We start from the raw sequence: 14,897 nt of genomic DNA, 5'->3' as shown, positions 1-14,897 counted from the left end.
ATGACATTCCTGCAAATTCTTTGGTTCATTCTTATCTTCGTGCTAATCGCTGGCTATTTCGTGCTTGATGGGTTCGACTTGGGCGTGGGCAGCTTATACCCAGTGCTTGCAAAAAATAACAAGGAGCGGGCAGTCTTGCGTCGCGCTGTCGGACCAGTATGGGACGGCAACGAAGTGTGGCTGCTGACGGCTGGTGGTGCCTTATTTGCCGCCTTCGCTCCGGCGTACGCCACAACCTTTTCAGGGTTCTACCTTGCCATCATGCTTGTTTTATTTGGCCTAATTCTGCGTGCCGTATCGCTGGAAATGCATGCACACGACCCTGAATATGCTGAGGTATGGGACAAGGTATTTTTTGTTGGCAGTATTCTTCCGGCGCTTCTGTTTGGTGTCGCGGTTGGCAATGTGCTTGAAGGCATCCAGCTTAATACTCATGGAGATTATATTGGGGGCTTTTTCGCACTGTTGAACCCGTTTGCGCTGGTGTTTGGCTTGTTGGGTTTGGCCCAGTGTATGCTTCAAGGAGCCAGCTGGACGGCGGTCAAGGCGCTTCCTGGTGAATTACATGATCGCGCCGTTGTATTTCGTGGATGGCTGCAACGTATCGTGGCGGTACTCTTTGTTTTGGCGAGCGTTCTGTATTTTGTCTTGGTTGCTCCTACGGATCAGAGCACTATTCCCTTTGTCGTGCGAGCCGTGTTTGCGTTTGTCGTGGTAGCGGGTCTGGTAGCTTCCTTCCTTTTTGGCAAGAAGGAAGAAGAGGGAGATCTTCCCTCGTTTTTAGCGGTTAGTTGTGTTTGCCTTGGACTGGTGGGGCTTGCTGCAACAGGGTTATTCCCCAATATTGTGGCAGCTAGCGATCCAGCGCTGTCTATTTCGGTTGCAGCAGCGGCTTCAAGTGAGTATTCGCTTGCAGCCATGACGATTATTACCTGTATCGGTCTACCCTTGGTGCTTATGTATCATGTGGTGGTGTATCGCACGTTTGCTGGGAAGATTCGCGACGAAGATCTGGGTGAGTATTAGCGTTCTGTTCGATCTGGTTGAGCACAGCCTGATGTAGTGCTTCGACATCGCCGGCCATATCAAGCGAAAATTCAAAAAGCTTGCGTTCATCGCTGTATACCGAAATATCAGTACGGCGAAAGATTTTGAGGTAGGTGGCGTCTGAAAGGCTGCAGAGATGGCGTGCTCGACCAGAGATTCCGGTTCGATACACTTCGCCGTCGTCAACATCGAGTTGCCAGCGGGCATTATGAAGCAAAAACAGAAGCGAGGCAGCAAAGCAAGCAAGAATAAAAATAAGCCCAGCGACCTCGATACCAATACCGAGTTGCTGCATGAATGACGGCTGAGCGATAAGCGCTGCACTGTACGCAACAAGCAGCAGCGCATACACACCTGCGAGCAGCTTTTCCCGCATACAGGGCAAATCCCGCTCTTTCAGGTGTATATGGTAGGTCGGCGTTTTGGGCATCCGGAGTGCATCCAATTTCTTTTCGAGCTGCTGTGCGATGGCATGTCGTACACTGCATTGTACGAAACAGATACGGATTGGGCGGTGGCATGGCACAAATTCAACGGAACGCACCCCTTCTCGAGCTTGAAAATGCCACGGTGCGGCGCAGCGGGCGTGACATCCTTTCAATTGAAAAGTTGACGATTGAGCGTGGTGAACAGGTCGTGGTGCTCGGTCCGAATGGCGCCGGCAAGTCAACGCTCGTCAAATTGTTAACGCACGAGATACATCCGCTTTTTCGTGAAAAGCCACCCGTGCGGTTTTGTGGGAATCCGCGGCCGGTGACAGCCGATATTCGTCGCCTGGTTGGCGTGGTGTCTATGACAGCGCAGAGCCAGATAACGGTGCATTTGCCGGTTATCGAGATTGTGCTCGGCGGTCTATTTGGCAGTTTGGGGATTCCTGCGCGGTTTAAGCCAACGGAAGGTCAACGTGCAAAGGCGCACGAGTGTTTGTGCGAACTAGGCATTGAACAGCTCGAACAGCACGATATTCTCACCCTATCGACGGGGCAGGCGCGCCGCGTTTTAATTGCCCGCGCATTGGTGGGTGATCCATCGATTATGGTTCTCGATGAGCCTTCGTCGGGTCTCGACCCCGAAGGCGCCTGGCACGTGCGTCAATCGCTTGCAGCCATGGCACGTGCGGGACGTAGCATCATGCTGGTGACGCATTTGGTGGAAGATATACAGCCCGAAATGAATCGTGTCCTGTTGGTGAAGGATGGGCGACTTGTCGGCGATGGTGCGAAGGTTGACATGATTACCCAAGAATCACTTCAAACGCTCTTTGACGTTCCTTTGCAGGTGTTACGTACTGAAGATGGTATCTATCACGCCTGGTAGAGACGTTTACGTGCCAAGCAACGTTGATCAAAGTGCCACCTGTTTATTGGTTGTCTATGAGTCTGATGAATCCTTATAGAGAATAGCCGTTATAAGGGGCACCTTCTATAAGGCAGAGGTGTAAGCGCCTCTGCGCGGTTTACTTGTGATAGTAGCGGCGCTGTTCGTATTTTGGTTCGCAACACGCGTTAATGCCGAGTTTCTGATACAGGCGCGCATCGGTGTCAGAAATGATCACGCTAAAGAACGCATCGCATCCTTGCAGGTCGGGAATATGCTTAATAAGCTCGGCGGCCGTTGGATCGCTTGCGCTTGTTACCGAAAGAGCAAGTAGCGTTTCATCGGAATGCAAGCGCGGATTGCGGCTGTGGAGCGAATCGACTTTTAGATGACAGATGGGTGTGATGACATCGTCATTAATCACGTTAATATCCGGAATACCCGCTGCATACTTTAAGGCGTTCATTAAAAGTGATGAAGCGCAGCCAAGCAGGGTAGAAGTCTTGCCGGTAATAACAGTACCGTCAGGCATTTCAATAGCAGCAGCCGGCGCACCCGTTGTTTCTTCCTTAAGCAGGGCAGCACTGCGACACGGGGATTGCGACTGCGTGACCCCCACCTGGTTCATAAGCAGTTCCAGCTTGGCAATCTGTTCTTTTCCAACACCCGTTTTCTTTACTTCCACTGCTGTACGGAAGTAACGACGGATGATCTCCTGTTTGGCGGCTTCCTGGCACGCTTCATCATCGATAATCGCCTTGCCAGCCATATTGACGCCCATGTCGGTGGGGCTGGCGTACGGGCTTTCGCCAAGAATCTTGTCGAGCATGGCTTTAAGCACGGGGAATACTTCGATATCACGGTTGTAATTCACTGTGGTTTCGCCATGTGCTTCCAAATGGAATGGGTCGATGGCATTTGCATCGTCAAGGTCAACAGTGGCAGCCTCGTAAGCAATATTAACCGGATGGCGCAGTGGCAAATTCCACACCGGGAACGTCTCGTATTTAGCGTAGCCGGCCTTAATACCGCGCATGTTGTCTTGATAGAGCTGCGAAAGACAGGTAGCCATCTTGCCGCTGCCGGGTCCTGGAGCAGTTACTACTACAAGGGGGCGAGTGGTTTCGATGTAGTCGTTTTTGCCAAAGCCGTCTTCGGAAGCAATATGTTCGATATCAAAGGGGTATCCGGCAATTGGGTAGTGCAAATACGACGGAATACCGAGCTCTTTGAGGCGCTCATGGAAGATCGTTGCGTCAGGTTGGCCAGTAAAACGGGTGATAACCGCGCCCGACACGAGAAATCCCATGCCCCGAAAGATGTCCATCAGGCGTAGCAGATCTTCATCGTATGTGATGCCCAGATCGCTGCGGATTTTGCCCTTCTGAATATCGTTTGCGTTGATCGCAAGGATGATTTCAACATCGTCCTTCAAGCTTTGGAGCATGCGTATCTTGCTGTCGGGCGCAAACCCCGGGAGGACACGACTGGCATGATAGTCGTCGAACAATTTGCCGCCGAACTCGAGATACAATTTGCCGCCGAACTGATCGATACGCTCGCGGATATGCGAAGCTTGCAGGGCAATGTACTTCTCGTTGTCGAATCCGATACGCATGAAGCGCGCGACCTCCTTCAAAACGGTGCAACACCGCGCCGCGAACAGTAAGGGCTCTTCTTACTTTTAGGATGCCCTTGGAAACCGACAGCGATTATACCCGAGCACTCCTTGCCAATGCAGTCGGGGAATTGGTGTTTTGAGAAACCTTCAAAGGAACGGTCTGACCCTCAAGTTCCACCCTCAGCTGACTCTCAAACTTCAACTGCAGCTGGCTATAAAGCTGCGGCCTGAGTTGACACTTCCAGCATGTATCAATACAGGCTGCATTCAGTGCGGAATTATCGCTCACTCGTCATTTTGCTGCATCTTTTGAATGTTTTGCAATTTCCACTGAGCTTCGGGATTTACGAGCGCAGCGTGAGCCATTGATGTCTTACTGAAGAGCAAGGATGGATCAAACTGGCCGTGTGCAAAATACGTGAGATATTCGACTTCACTATCGTTTTTTGGCAGTACGTAAGCGGTTATGAACTCACGTGCTACGGTGACTAATTCCTCAAGGGTAGGCACCACTCCATCGCGTCTAAGCATGGGATAAAGCTGCCCTTTAAGCTCGATATACTTATCGGCAAAACGATCTGTTCGATTGCCGAATCCGTATGGGAATGTTGCAGACATCGATGCGTAGAACAGAATGATTTTATGTGCGATGACACGTTCTTTCTTACTGCGTTCGTCAAGTACGTGCTTAAGGTTAGCGATATCATAGAGATCTCGTACTTTCACACGGTCGAAGAATGCTTTGACCTTCCCACCGATTAATTCATTATCAGAGAAGACAGGCACAGTAAGTTCCGGTCTGATTTGAGAAACCTTATGCTCGATTGGAGTCAAAGGGGATCTGTTCATATAGATGCAGTCGATCTTGATATGATCTGCGCCCCATTGGGACCTGTAGTTAAGTATGAATGTCCTGCCAGCATGGCCGCCTTTCGCACCGGAAACGGTGTAGCCCTGTGATCTGGCAACTTCGTTGATGGATTGTTCAATAGTCGGTCTGTCAGCGAGCATTACATCTTTTTCTACCGAACCGATATATGAGAGATCAATGTCGACGGAAAGTCGAGGAATGTTGAGCATGAATAAGTTGATGGCAGTTCCGCCGTGGAGCGCAAGTTTATCTTTGAGCATCGAGTGTTCGTCAATTTCGGCAAGGAGATCAAGAAGTCGCTCGACTTTATCGAGCGTGCGTGGTGGGAACTTCCCTACAAGTGCGTTATCCATGATTCAACCTCCTCTTTATCTTCAGGCAATATGAGCTTCCATCGAGTGACCCATCCTGTTGACGACCTCTTAGTCATAGGCCCCAGACGATAAGGTCCCGACCCAAGCTTGCTTTCAAGTTGAGCGAGACTATTTTCACTTACGTGCCATTCATTTTTCTTTTCTGACAGTAGCCATCCAACTCGGGAGATTGCTGATACGCCTGCACTGACAGCAAGGTCAATTAGTTTTTCTACATCGAGGTATACAAAGGTAGTCAAGCTGCGTACTGCTTCCTCGACTCCTCCTGCCAAGATAGGTTTTTCCAGACAGTCAATAACTGTCTGCTGCTTGGTTGTGGCAAGATATGTGCTCGCAGATGACCGTATGATTTTTGATCTTGCATTTCCCACAGGACCACAGGGGCGGTAGGCGATACCACGGAAGTCGAATGGGGTCTTTACCGTGTTCGAACGAAAGTGACATACGAAGCCCTCGTTATGCGCAATGCCATGTGCTTCGAGAGCGGAATGATACGAAATAACTGCGCCAGCATCGAGCGCTGTGACTACCTCGAATTGGTCTATAGGAGCATCCTTGAATCGTCCATGGTTGGAGACAAGGAGTCCGCGGCGTACACGTTCTACCGTTTTGGATTTTACGGCAAGACGCAGCTGTTCTTCAGCCGCGGTCTTAGAATCCATAGCCTCAAGAAGGGTGGCAGTGGTGAACACATGGTGGCTATCTATGTAGTCAGAGAATTTCATACTGCTAATAATATCATAAAACCCCAATTTATAATTGGGGTATCCATTAATGATTAGCAGTAAATCCTATGGAAAAGTCTATAGAGTAGAGGGCACTGTATGTGCTTCGGTAATCTTTTAAGACAGTTGTTGCCCCGCGAATAGATCGAGGCGTAGTTAATTTCTTGACGGCGACGTAACGTCATCAGATAGGGTAGGAGCGTTTTGTTTATCAAAGCAAGGTGAGAGGGAATAATCTTGGAAGGATTAATGGCATGAACAGGTACCTGTCTTTTTCTGTGTCGTCGCGTACGGGCAATACGCGCAAAGTAGCCGAAGGGGTACGCGCGCAAGCTGAAGCGATGGGCTGGGGCATCCATGAAATTGCAAAAGGTGAAGATCCGGCTGACGAGGTCGTGATTATGTGTTTCTGGTGCTTCAAAAGCACCTTTGATCCATTGAGCTTGAAACGACTTGCGTCTTGTCAGGGCAAACGCATTCTTGCTATTGGTACGTTCGGCGGGTATCCGCAGAGTAATTACGGCGACAAAGTGCGTCGCAATGTCACAGCTGCTATAGAGCAGGAAAATGAATGCCTCGGCGTGTTTCTGTGTCAGGGCAAGGTTTCTATGGAAAACGTGGAAAAGCGGCGACAGTTGCCAGTCGACGATCCGCATTATCTTAATGATTGGGGTGTTGCTCGGCTGGTGGAAAGTCAGAAGCATCCCGATGAAACGGATGTTGTTTATGCAGCAGCTTACACGCACGACCATCTGCCGGCATAATCGTATTGATATGCAAATACTTCGGATGTATATCGGATGAAATTACCTACCGGGCAAAACTGTTCTAAAACCTGTACGAAAGTTTACGCCGAATTTGCGTCAGACGAATATCGGGTAAAACTGCGCGTCGGGTAAAACTGCCCACTCATTCAAAAGACAATTGGCGGAGACGTGTGCGAATCGAACACACCCAAGGCATTCTGCGTACCTCGCAACGGCTTTGAAGGCCGCGGGATCCACCAGGACTCCATCCGTCTCCGTATGTCAGTATCATCACGCTGCAAAAGCAGCCGTGATGACAACCCGTCAAAAGTACCACTTCACCGGCGAGGGCGCAATGAGCGCTTATCGCCTTCACGCACTGTGATACCTTGTGCGTCAAGATGTTCAAGCAAGGGAACCGCATATTTGCGGCTTGTTCCCAACGGTTCTTTTAATTCGGCTACCGTTCCTGCTCCGTGTTGAGAAATCCATTGCTGTACCAACGCAATCCGCTCGTCGAGGGTTGCGGCATCAAAGTAGAGATCGCGTGCGATGCGTATCGCCTTGCCGTTTGATTCAAGATGTGCCAAGGCCCGATGGGCAAGGGAAGCATCAAGATCGCAGCTTTCAAGAATGCGTTCAATAGGACGGGGAGTCATTCCTTCAGCGATGAGTGCTTGATGAATCTGTTCAGCCGCCCTCTCTTCAGCAGCGGCTGCACCTTGTTGTGAGGACGGATGTCCTACGACATTGCCAGTAATAACGGCGCTTTTTGCTTTGACCGCCCAGTTCAGAAGTGCCTCAAACCCTTCGTCTGAAATATGAGGTGCTATCTGTGCATGAAGAGCTTCTTTTGTGATGCCGCGCTCGTGTGGATGGTCGGCACAAAAGGCGATGAGTTCACGCTCGATAGCCGCTATTGCCTGCTGCTTTTTATTCTTTGCAATAAAGAGGGCGTCATCGGCCGGAAGCGGTACAGAAGAAGTTGGTGACTTGGTCGGCGCTGATGATTGCGAAGCTGCTGATCCACTATGCGAAGAAGTAAGGGCTCCTGCCTGTGTCAAATCAGCAAGATATTCAGCAGCCTGTGCGGGGGAAATACCAATAAGGCGTGCGACTTCGCTGGTATGGAGTGGGCCGGCAGCAAGAGAACATACGCGCTCAACCATTTGGCGTATATCACCAGTCTCTGATGCCTCGATCAGTTTCATTTCCTCGGCATCAAGCGTACTGCGCCTATGCGGATGAGCCAGAAGTACCTGGCCACCACCAGCAACGGAAACGGGGGAATACGTACGCAGTATGAAGCGATCACCCCAACTAATAGGGAGATCTTCTTCAAGGCGTATTTGTGCAAGTGCGCTTTGCCCACTGGCAATCTGTTCGATATCGTTACACAGAAGAACACGGGCCAAAACTTCACGGGTGCCATGGGCTAGATGCATGCGCGTCCCCGTTTTGAGCGGTTTTCCCGTTTTTGCAACGTCAAGGTAGGTGATGCGCGCATCGAAGCGATCGGTCATATGCAGGCAGCCCGGTGCAGCAAGAAAGTCGCCCAGATTGATTTCATCTTTTTTTATATTGCTGAGGTTTAAGGCCAGGCGCATACCGGCCGAAGCTTCGTCGCAGGTTTGTCCATGTACCTGCACCGATCGCACACGTGCAAGCTTTCCTGAAGGAAGTATCTCTAACGTGTCTTCAGGAGATACCGTTCCATCCCAGAGCGTACCGGTAATAACGGTGCCGGCACCTTTGATGGTAAACACACGATCGACAGGCAGTCGTGTGGTACTCCCTTGGTGCACCCGTTGGGTTTTTTCAGCTGCCTTCTGAAGAGCTGCACGGAGCTCGTCGAGTCCTTCACCGGTCTTGCTTGACACGGGTACGATAGGGCATCCGGCATACGAAGTACTTGCCAGCCAGGATTCGACTTCACCTTTCATGAAAGTGACCCATTCGGCATCAACCATATCGATTTTAGTTAACGCAACTATGCAGGTCCGCACACCAAGCGTTTGAAGTACGGCGACATGTTCAATGGTTTGCGGCATGATGCCATCATCGGCGGCAATAACAAGGAGTGCCACATCGATTCCGGATGCACCAGCAATCATCTGCTTGACAAAGCGCTCGTGACCAGGCACGTCAACCACACCCATCGATCGGCCGTCAGGCAAATCGATACGGGCAAACCCCAGCGTAATCGTGATGCCGCGGCGCTTTTCTTCGCTGAGGCGGTCGGGGTCGGTGCCGGTAAGGGCCTTGATCAGCGATGACTTACCATGGTCGATGTGCCCTGCCGTCCCCAGCACAAGATCATAAGAACCAGAGGCTTTAGTATGAGAGTCGGTGTTCGAGGTATCGGAGGTGGTGTGAGACATAGTGTGCTCCTAGAGCTGCTTGAAATACGACGTAAAGCCCTGTGCAATTTCACTGATTTCATCGTTAGTAAGAATAGTGCGAGCATCACAGAGCACTGCTTCTTTACTGATGCGCGTAATGATGGGCGTTGGGCAGTTCTTAACGAGGTGTTCCTGACAATCTTGAGCATTGCCCTTCAAAAAGTTCACCTCAACAGCAGTGGTGGGAATATCGCACATAGGCAGCGCGCCTCCGCCGGCACGGGAGATCTCAGAGACAACAGTGATACGGGCACACTCTTTATCAAGGGCTGCTTCGAGTGTCTTATGTAACGCTTCCGCACGCGGACGTACGTCATCGGCCGTTTCGGTGAGCATGCGCAGAGTAGGGATCTTCGCGGGAGCTTCATCTGGTTGTAGGTAAAGACGCAAGGTAGCCTCAAGAGCGGCTAGCGTCATTTTATCGAGGCGCAGCGCACGGGCAAGCGGGTTCTTCTTTAGACGATCGATAAGCTGTTTATTGCCTACAATAATGCCTGCTTGGGGCCCGCCGAGCAGCTTGTCGCCTGAGAATGAAACGAGGTCAGCGCCGTTTTCGATAGACTTTGCTACCGTGGGTTCCGCATAGGATCCAAATGCAGCAAGGTACGAGAAGGCACCTGATCCCTGGTCTTCGTAAACGAGCACCTGGGTGTTTGAGCTGGTCGCGTCGGAGGATAGCTGAGCCGTACTCGATAAGGGATCCATCGCGTTAGGTGTGTCGGTGCCTTGCTTGGCTTTTCGCCGTTTATTTTCGGCATCAGCGATCGTTCGCAAGCGAGCAACATCGACCTGTTCGGTGAAACCAATCAGGCGATAGTTTGATGGATGTACCTTCAGCAGCATGGCGGTATTGGGGGTGAGCGCCCGTTCGTAATCGGCCGGATGTGTCTTGTTGGTTGTGCCAACTTCAACCATGCGCGCATGCGAGAGGTTCATGATGTCGGGGATGCGGAAGCTTCCGCCAATTTCGATAAGTTCTCCTCTGCTGACTATGGCTTCATGTTCTGCAGCGAATTCAGAGAGTACCATCATAACGGCAGCGGCATTGTTGTTCACAGCGAGAGCAGCTTCAGCGCCTGTTAAGGCGCAGATAAGCGCCTCACAATGAGCATGACGGCTGCCGCGTGTCATGGCGGTCGTGTCATATTCAAGGGTGGAATATCCGCCGATGACTTCATTGACTGCAGCTACTGCTTCAGGAGCCAGCGGGCTGCGCCCAAGGTTAGTGTGAACGATGACACCGGTTGCATTAATAACGCGCCGCAGGGAAGGTTGCGTGAGTGCATGCGCCCGCAAAACAGCTCCCTGAGCAATGCGATCCGAATCGACGGTGTTTGCTGATCCGTCTAAGAGCCGTTTTCGCCAGGCATCCACTTCTGCGCGTGCGATATCAGCAAGCGCATGATGGGGTATGCGTTCGGCGAGCTTTTGGAGCGCCGGATGATTAAGAACCTCTTCGATTTGCGGAAGGTTCTTAAGAAGCTCGATACGACCATCTGCCGGCTTACTATTCATTAATCCATCCAATCAGCGTGCATTCCGCCCAACCTTGTTTCAGGGCGTCCGTTGATACCGTATCATTATCAGCACATTTGCCAAGCAGACAAGACGAAATGAAGGAGAGGGAATGAAGATTCTTCATGTGACAGCACAAAAACCTGATAGTACTGGCAGTGGTGTCTATCTGGCTGAAACAGTGGCCGCCTTCGCTCGTCTTGGGGTTGATCAAGCAGTTATTGCTGGTATTGCGCCGACTGATGAGGTTCACCTTCCCGCTGGTGTGTTATTCCGTCCGGTGATATTCGAGAGTTCTGAAGTTCCGTTCCCGGTGGTGGGAATGTCTGATGAAATGCCATATCGGGCAACACGATACCGCGATATGACAGCATCTATGGTTGCGCAATTTAAAACAGCATTCGATCGTGCCTTTGATGACGTGCTCTCTCAATTTAAGCCTGACTTGGTGATTTGCCATCATTTATATCTTGTGTGCGCCGTTGTGGCACAGCATCCATGGCAAGCGCCGATAACCGCAATAAGCCATAGTACGGATATTCGCCAGATGAAACAGATCCCCTTAGAACGAGATTTTATTCGGGCCGGTGTGCAGCGTCTTGATGTGATATTTGCCTTACACGGCGCACAGGCTGATGAAATCGTTTCGGTATATGGGGTGCCGCGTGAGCGCATTGCGGTGATAGGCACTGGTTACAATGCTGCGATCTTTAACCGTCGGGCAGGAAAATTCCTGCGAGAGACAACAAGACGGACTCCTTCTACCAATAGTGTGCTTGCCAGCAGTGAACCGATAAGCAATGCATCGCCAAGAAAAGCCTTGTCTATCAACAGGGAGCTTACGAGCAGTGAGCCTAGTAGTGGTGAGTCTACTAGCAGTGAGCCTACCAACGGTGAACTAGCGAACAGTACGCCGTCGAATATCATTCCGTTTTCCCGCGTTACCAATCGCGTATCTGCCATAAACGAAGCAGAGCGGGGCATGACAATCGCCTATGCGGGCAAGATTTGGGAGAAAAAGGGCGTCCGAAGTCTTCTGCGGGCGGTCGATTTGTTGCCAGAGATGTTGTCGGAGGATCCAGCGCATATTCATCTGAACCTTGCGGGTGGGTATAGTGACCGCACCGAATACGACAGCATTGTTAAGCAAGCACGTGATTGTGCGGTTGATGTTCATTTTGAAGGAAGGCTTTCGCAGCAAAATGTGGCGCGTCTCTATCGTCGTGCGCACGTCTTCGTGCTCCCTTCGTTTTTTGAAGGGTTACCGCTTGTGATTATTGAAGCGCTTGCGTGTGGATGTACGGTGGTTGCCACCGATCTGCCAGGCATTCGCGAATGGATTGAGGGAAATCTGCCGGATGCACCCATTATCTATGTGAAACCGCCACGCCTCGCGGACACCGATTCTGCGTTGCCTGAAGACCTTCCGGCATTCGAACGCCGCCTTGCCAAAGCACTTGCAGAAGCGCTGAAGATGCCGCCCACACAAATAGACACATCTGCCCTTTCATGGGATGGTCTTGTGCAGCGTCTGCTTGCTTCGGTTACGCGCTAATCGTCAACGTGTTATTATCAACTTCAATAGAAGTATCGGCTTTGGCGCACGTTTTTTCTGCATGGGTGCGCTTCTGCAAAAGCCTCTTCTGATATGGGATTTTGCTATTCTGCTTGCACGCAATCCCCATTTCATCCCTGAGTATCAGGGTATCTTTTTCGCATGCGTCCGCAGCGAAAACTATTGATTTCTGCATTATCAAAAGAGCGCTCCAGCGTCAGTACACCCGACAGGTAAGAGAAGCAGCACTGTCGGATGGCGATGCTGGAGGTGCGTAGGGTTAAGCGGCACGCGCGACCCACGCAGGTCCCAAGGAGGTAGGGATAATGGCAGAGGATCGTCATGCAATGTGGCAGGATTTGGGCATGGATTTGGCGACACACGATCAGTTGTGTGCCGTTTTGCCTCAGGCGTTTGGCGACGTCTTTCTTTCGCAGAAAAACCGTCCAGAGGGAATGGCATTTTGGGACATGGTAGTTGCCGACATTCACGGCATTCGTCCCGCCGAGCTAGTGGAAGCTCAGAAGAAAGGGCAGAAAGTATTCGGCACCTTTTGCACGTATGTGCCCGATGAAGTGGTTATTGCTTGCAATGGTATCGTGACGGGCTTGTGCGGCGGATCGCAATTCTGGGTGCCCGAAGGCGAGAAGTATCTTCCCGCTGATGTTTGTCCACTGATTAAAGCGTCGCTGGGCGCGCGTTTAGGAAAGACCTGTCCTTTCTTCCGTATAGCTGATGAATTTGTCGGGGAAACAACCTGCGACGGCAAAAAGAAGATGTATGAAATTCTCGCATCTGACGCACCGACGTATGTCATGCAAACACCCCAGATGAAACGCCCAAAGGACATTGACAGTTGGGCGGATGAAATTGCCTTGCTCGCTCGGAATGTCGAAGAAGTTACCGGCAATACACTCACGGCAGAAAAGCTCGCAACAGCGATAACAACCATTAACGCGCGGCGCCGTGCCCTGGCTCGGGTATACGAGACACGCAAGAATCCCGATATCATTCCCATTTCGGGCACCGACGCGCTGCTTATGATGCAAATTGCATTCTTTGATGACCCCATTCGCTGTACGGAAATGGCAAATAATCTTGCTGGCGAACTCGAACAACGACTGGCGGATGGCGTGAGCGTATTCCCTGCTGGCACAAAGCGTATTTTGCTTACTGGTACGCCGCTGGCCATTCCCAATTGGAAGCTGCATCATATTATTGAAACAAGTGGTGCTGCTATTGTGTGTGAAGAAAATTGCACGGGCACAAAGTTCTTTACCAATTTGGTTGATGAAAGTGCTTCCGATTTGCCGGGTCAGTTCCACGCACTTGCCGAGCGCTACATGAAAATCAACTGTGCTTGCTTTACACCAAACACAGCGCGCATTGAAGAAGTGCTTGACCTGGCGCGCGCCTATCAAGTGGATGGGGTTATCAACACGAATCTCAAGTTCTGTACAACGTTCAAGGTGGAAGCGCCCGCGCTTGAGTCGGCGCTTGAGGCGCAGGGCATCCCGGTGCTCGACATCGAAACCGATTACACCGATAACGATGTTGAACAGCTGCGTACGCGCGTACAGGCTTTTGTTGAAATGCTAGGGGAATAGACGGTATGGGGCAATCTGGCGAATGCGAACCTATGGCACACGCACCGGCTGTGCGGAGTACTGCGGCTGCGATTGAGCAGGTGCAGAAAAGCTACCCGGATTGCCCCGTAGATTGCTATCTTTTGTTTACGAGCAATTCTGATGCGATGAGTTTGTATGAATTGGCGCGCGAAAAGAAGATTGGTGTACGGGTGTCGCCAACTCCTCGTGCAGCGCGTGCGACCTGCGGTGTTTCCCTGTTGATTTCATGCGATGATGCCAGCACAATGGAAGAACTTGCTGCTGCGGCTGGCATTGTTCTTGAAGGAGTAGTGCCCCTACCACGGCAGATCGATGCCCATCGAGATCGGTATTGTTGACGCGGGTCGGTGTCGGCTTTTATTGACCAGCCGATAGTTGTAAATTGGTTCTACTAATAGCGATATTCGCACTAAGCGAACCTACATAGTACCTGCTGCAGGCCATTGTTTTACGCCGGTTGCAGGAACAAGGAAAGGATGAATGATGGATTTAATAATTGATGCACGAGGCGATGCGTGTCCTTTGCCGGTAGTGAAGGCGAAGCAGGCCCTGTCACAGGTGGACGAGGGAACGGTAACCGTTTTGGTCGATAACGAGACAGCCGTCGAAAACCTCGGCAATCTTGCGAAGTCGCTTAAGGCGGCCTCTGAACACGAAAGGACACCCGAGGGTGATTTTGCGGTGCGTATCATGAAGGATGGATCTTCGAATCTTTCGGATGTTTCCACAGAATCAGCTGGTGGCACCGCCAAGGTGGGGCCACGCGTTGTAGTGCTGTCCGCCAGCACCATGGGCACTGGTGACGATACATTAGGTGCGGCGCTGATGAAGGCATTTGTTTTTGCCTTGACCCAGCAAGATGTTCTACCTGATACCGTGTTGTGCTACAACGGCGGTGTGCATTTGACCTGCGAAGGGTCGGAATCGCTTGATGATTTGCGTGCCCTGGCTGCTGCTGGCGTCGAAGTGCTGAGTTGTGGTACGTGCCTCAACCATTTCGGTATAACGGATAAACTTGCCGTTGGCGAGGTAACAAATATGTATGTTATTGCCGAAAAGCAGCTGACGGCTGGCGTTATTGTACGCCCGTAGCGCT

13 protein-coding genes and 1 tRNA gene are annotated in these 14,897 nt (G+C 51.2%); 7 read left to right on the top strand and 7 right to left on the bottom strand.

The genetic code is table 11. From position 1 onward, the window contains the following. The gene (gene cydB, locus CCUR_RS05700; RefSeq protein WP_015778699.1) at window positions 1-1,026 is read left to right on the top strand and encodes a cytochrome d ubiquinol oxidase subunit II; all 1,026 of its coding nucleotides are present in this window, start codon (window positions 1-3) and stop codon (window positions 1,024-1,026) included. Here the strand turns inward: cydB and CCUR_RS05695 are convergent. Beyond that, window positions 956-1,423, bottom strand: a complete 468-nt coding sequence (locus tag CCUR_RS05695) for a hypothetical protein (protein ID WP_041225277.1) — start codon at window positions 1,421-1,423, stop codon at window positions 956-958. The two genes, cydB and CCUR_RS05695, sit on opposite strands and share 71 nt — an antisense overlap. 143 nt (window positions 1,424-1,566) lie before the next feature. On the opposite strand from CCUR_RS05695, the gene CCUR_RS05690 reads away from it, so the two are divergent. Next, complete coding sequence (locus tag CCUR_RS05690; protein WP_041225641.1) at window positions 1,567-2,364, top strand: ABC transporter ATP-binding protein; 798 nt, start codon at window positions 1,567-1,569, stop codon at window positions 2,362-2,364. 139 nt (window positions 2,365-2,503) lie between these two features. On the opposite strand, the gene CCUR_RS05685 is transcribed toward CCUR_RS05690, so the two are convergent. The 3 genes from CCUR_RS05685 to CCUR_RS05675 form a co-directional block, all read right to left on the bottom strand. Beyond that, window positions 2,504-3,982, bottom strand: a complete 1,479-nt coding sequence (locus CCUR_RS05685) for a DUF1846 domain-containing protein (protein WP_015778696.1) — start codon at window positions 3,980-3,982, stop codon at window positions 2,504-2,506. Window positions 3,983-4,270: 288 nt separating this feature from the next. Further along, a complete protein-coding gene (locus tag CCUR_RS05680) occupies window positions 4,271-5,209 on the bottom strand; it encodes a nucleotidyl transferase AbiEii/AbiGii toxin family protein (protein ID WP_015778695.1) in 939 nt (312 codons plus the stop codon). Beyond that, a complete protein-coding gene (locus tag CCUR_RS05675) occupies window positions 5,191-5,955 on the bottom strand; it encodes a type IV toxin-antitoxin system AbiEi family antitoxin domain-containing protein (protein ID WP_169302067.1) in 765 nt (254 codons plus the stop codon). Before CCUR_RS05675 ends, CCUR_RS05680 begins: the two co-directional genes overlap by 19 nt. 254 nt (window positions 5,956-6,209) lie before the next feature. Here CCUR_RS05675 and CCUR_RS05670 point away from each other — a divergent pair, with 254 nt between their 5' ends. After that, a complete protein-coding gene (locus CCUR_RS05670) occupies window positions 6,210-6,719 on the top strand; it encodes a flavodoxin family protein (RefSeq protein WP_015778693.1) in 510 nt (169 codons plus the stop codon). Between the two features lie 161 nt (window positions 6,720-6,880). Here CCUR_RS05670 and CCUR_RS07510 read toward each other — a convergent pair. The 3 genes from CCUR_RS07510 to selA all read right to left on the bottom strand — a co-directional run bounded on the left by CCUR_RS07510 (window position 6,881) and on the right by selA (window position 10,618). Next, window positions 6,881-6,978: transfer RNA gene (locus CCUR_RS07510), tRNA-Sec, on the bottom strand. Window positions 6,979-7,039: 61 nt separating this feature from the next. Next, the gene (gene selB, locus CCUR_RS05665) at window positions 7,040-9,082 is read right to left on the bottom strand and encodes a selenocysteine-specific translation elongation factor (RefSeq protein ID WP_083771585.1); all 2,043 of its coding nucleotides are present in this window, start codon (window positions 9,080-9,082) and stop codon (window positions 7,040-7,042) included. Between the two features lie 9 nt (window positions 9,083-9,091). Continuing rightward, window positions 9,092-10,618, bottom strand: a complete 1,527-nt coding sequence (gene selA, locus CCUR_RS05660) for an L-seryl-tRNA(Sec) selenium transferase (RefSeq protein WP_015778691.1) — start codon at window positions 10,616-10,618, stop codon at window positions 9,092-9,094. A 112-nt stretch (window positions 10,619-10,730) separates the two neighbouring features. Here selA and CCUR_RS07295 point away from each other — a divergent pair, with 112 nt between their 5' ends. The 4 genes from CCUR_RS07295 (at window position 10,731) to yedF (ending at window position 14,893) form a co-directional block, all read left to right on the top strand. Continuing rightward, window positions 10,731-12,173, top strand: coding sequence for a glycosyltransferase family 4 protein (locus CCUR_RS07295; RefSeq protein WP_015778690.1), 1,443 nt, complete (start codon window positions 10,731-10,733; stop codon window positions 12,171-12,173). 326 nt (window positions 12,174-12,499) lie between these two features. Then, window positions 12,500-13,780 carry a double-cubane-cluster-containing anaerobic reductase gene (locus CCUR_RS05640; RefSeq protein ID WP_015778688.1) on the top strand — a complete coding sequence of 427 codons (1,281 nt, stop codon included), beginning with the start codon at window positions 12,500-12,502 and terminating at the stop codon, window positions 13,778-13,780. 32 nt (window positions 13,781-13,812) lie between these two features. Continuing rightward, window positions 13,813-14,139, top strand: a complete 327-nt coding sequence (locus CCUR_RS05635; protein WP_083771611.1) for a putative Se/S carrier protein — start codon at window positions 13,813-13,815, stop codon at window positions 14,137-14,139. Window positions 14,140-14,281: 142 nt separating this feature from the next. Then, on the top strand, window positions 14,282-14,893 hold the full coding sequence (gene yedF / locus CCUR_RS05630; RefSeq protein ID WP_015778686.1) for a sulfurtransferase-like selenium metabolism protein YedF: 612 nt from the start codon (window positions 14,282-14,284) through the stop codon (window positions 14,891-14,893). Window positions 14,894-14,897: the final 4 nt, after the last annotated feature.

The sequence above is a fragment of the Cryptobacterium curtum DSM 15641 genome, from assembly GCF_000023845.1.
Classification (GTDB): domain Bacteria; phylum Actinomycetota; class Coriobacteriia; order Coriobacteriales; family Eggerthellaceae; genus Cryptobacterium; species Cryptobacterium curtum.
Note: the sequence above shows the minus strand (reverse complement) of the source record. Positions and strands in the feature narration are given on the sequence as shown.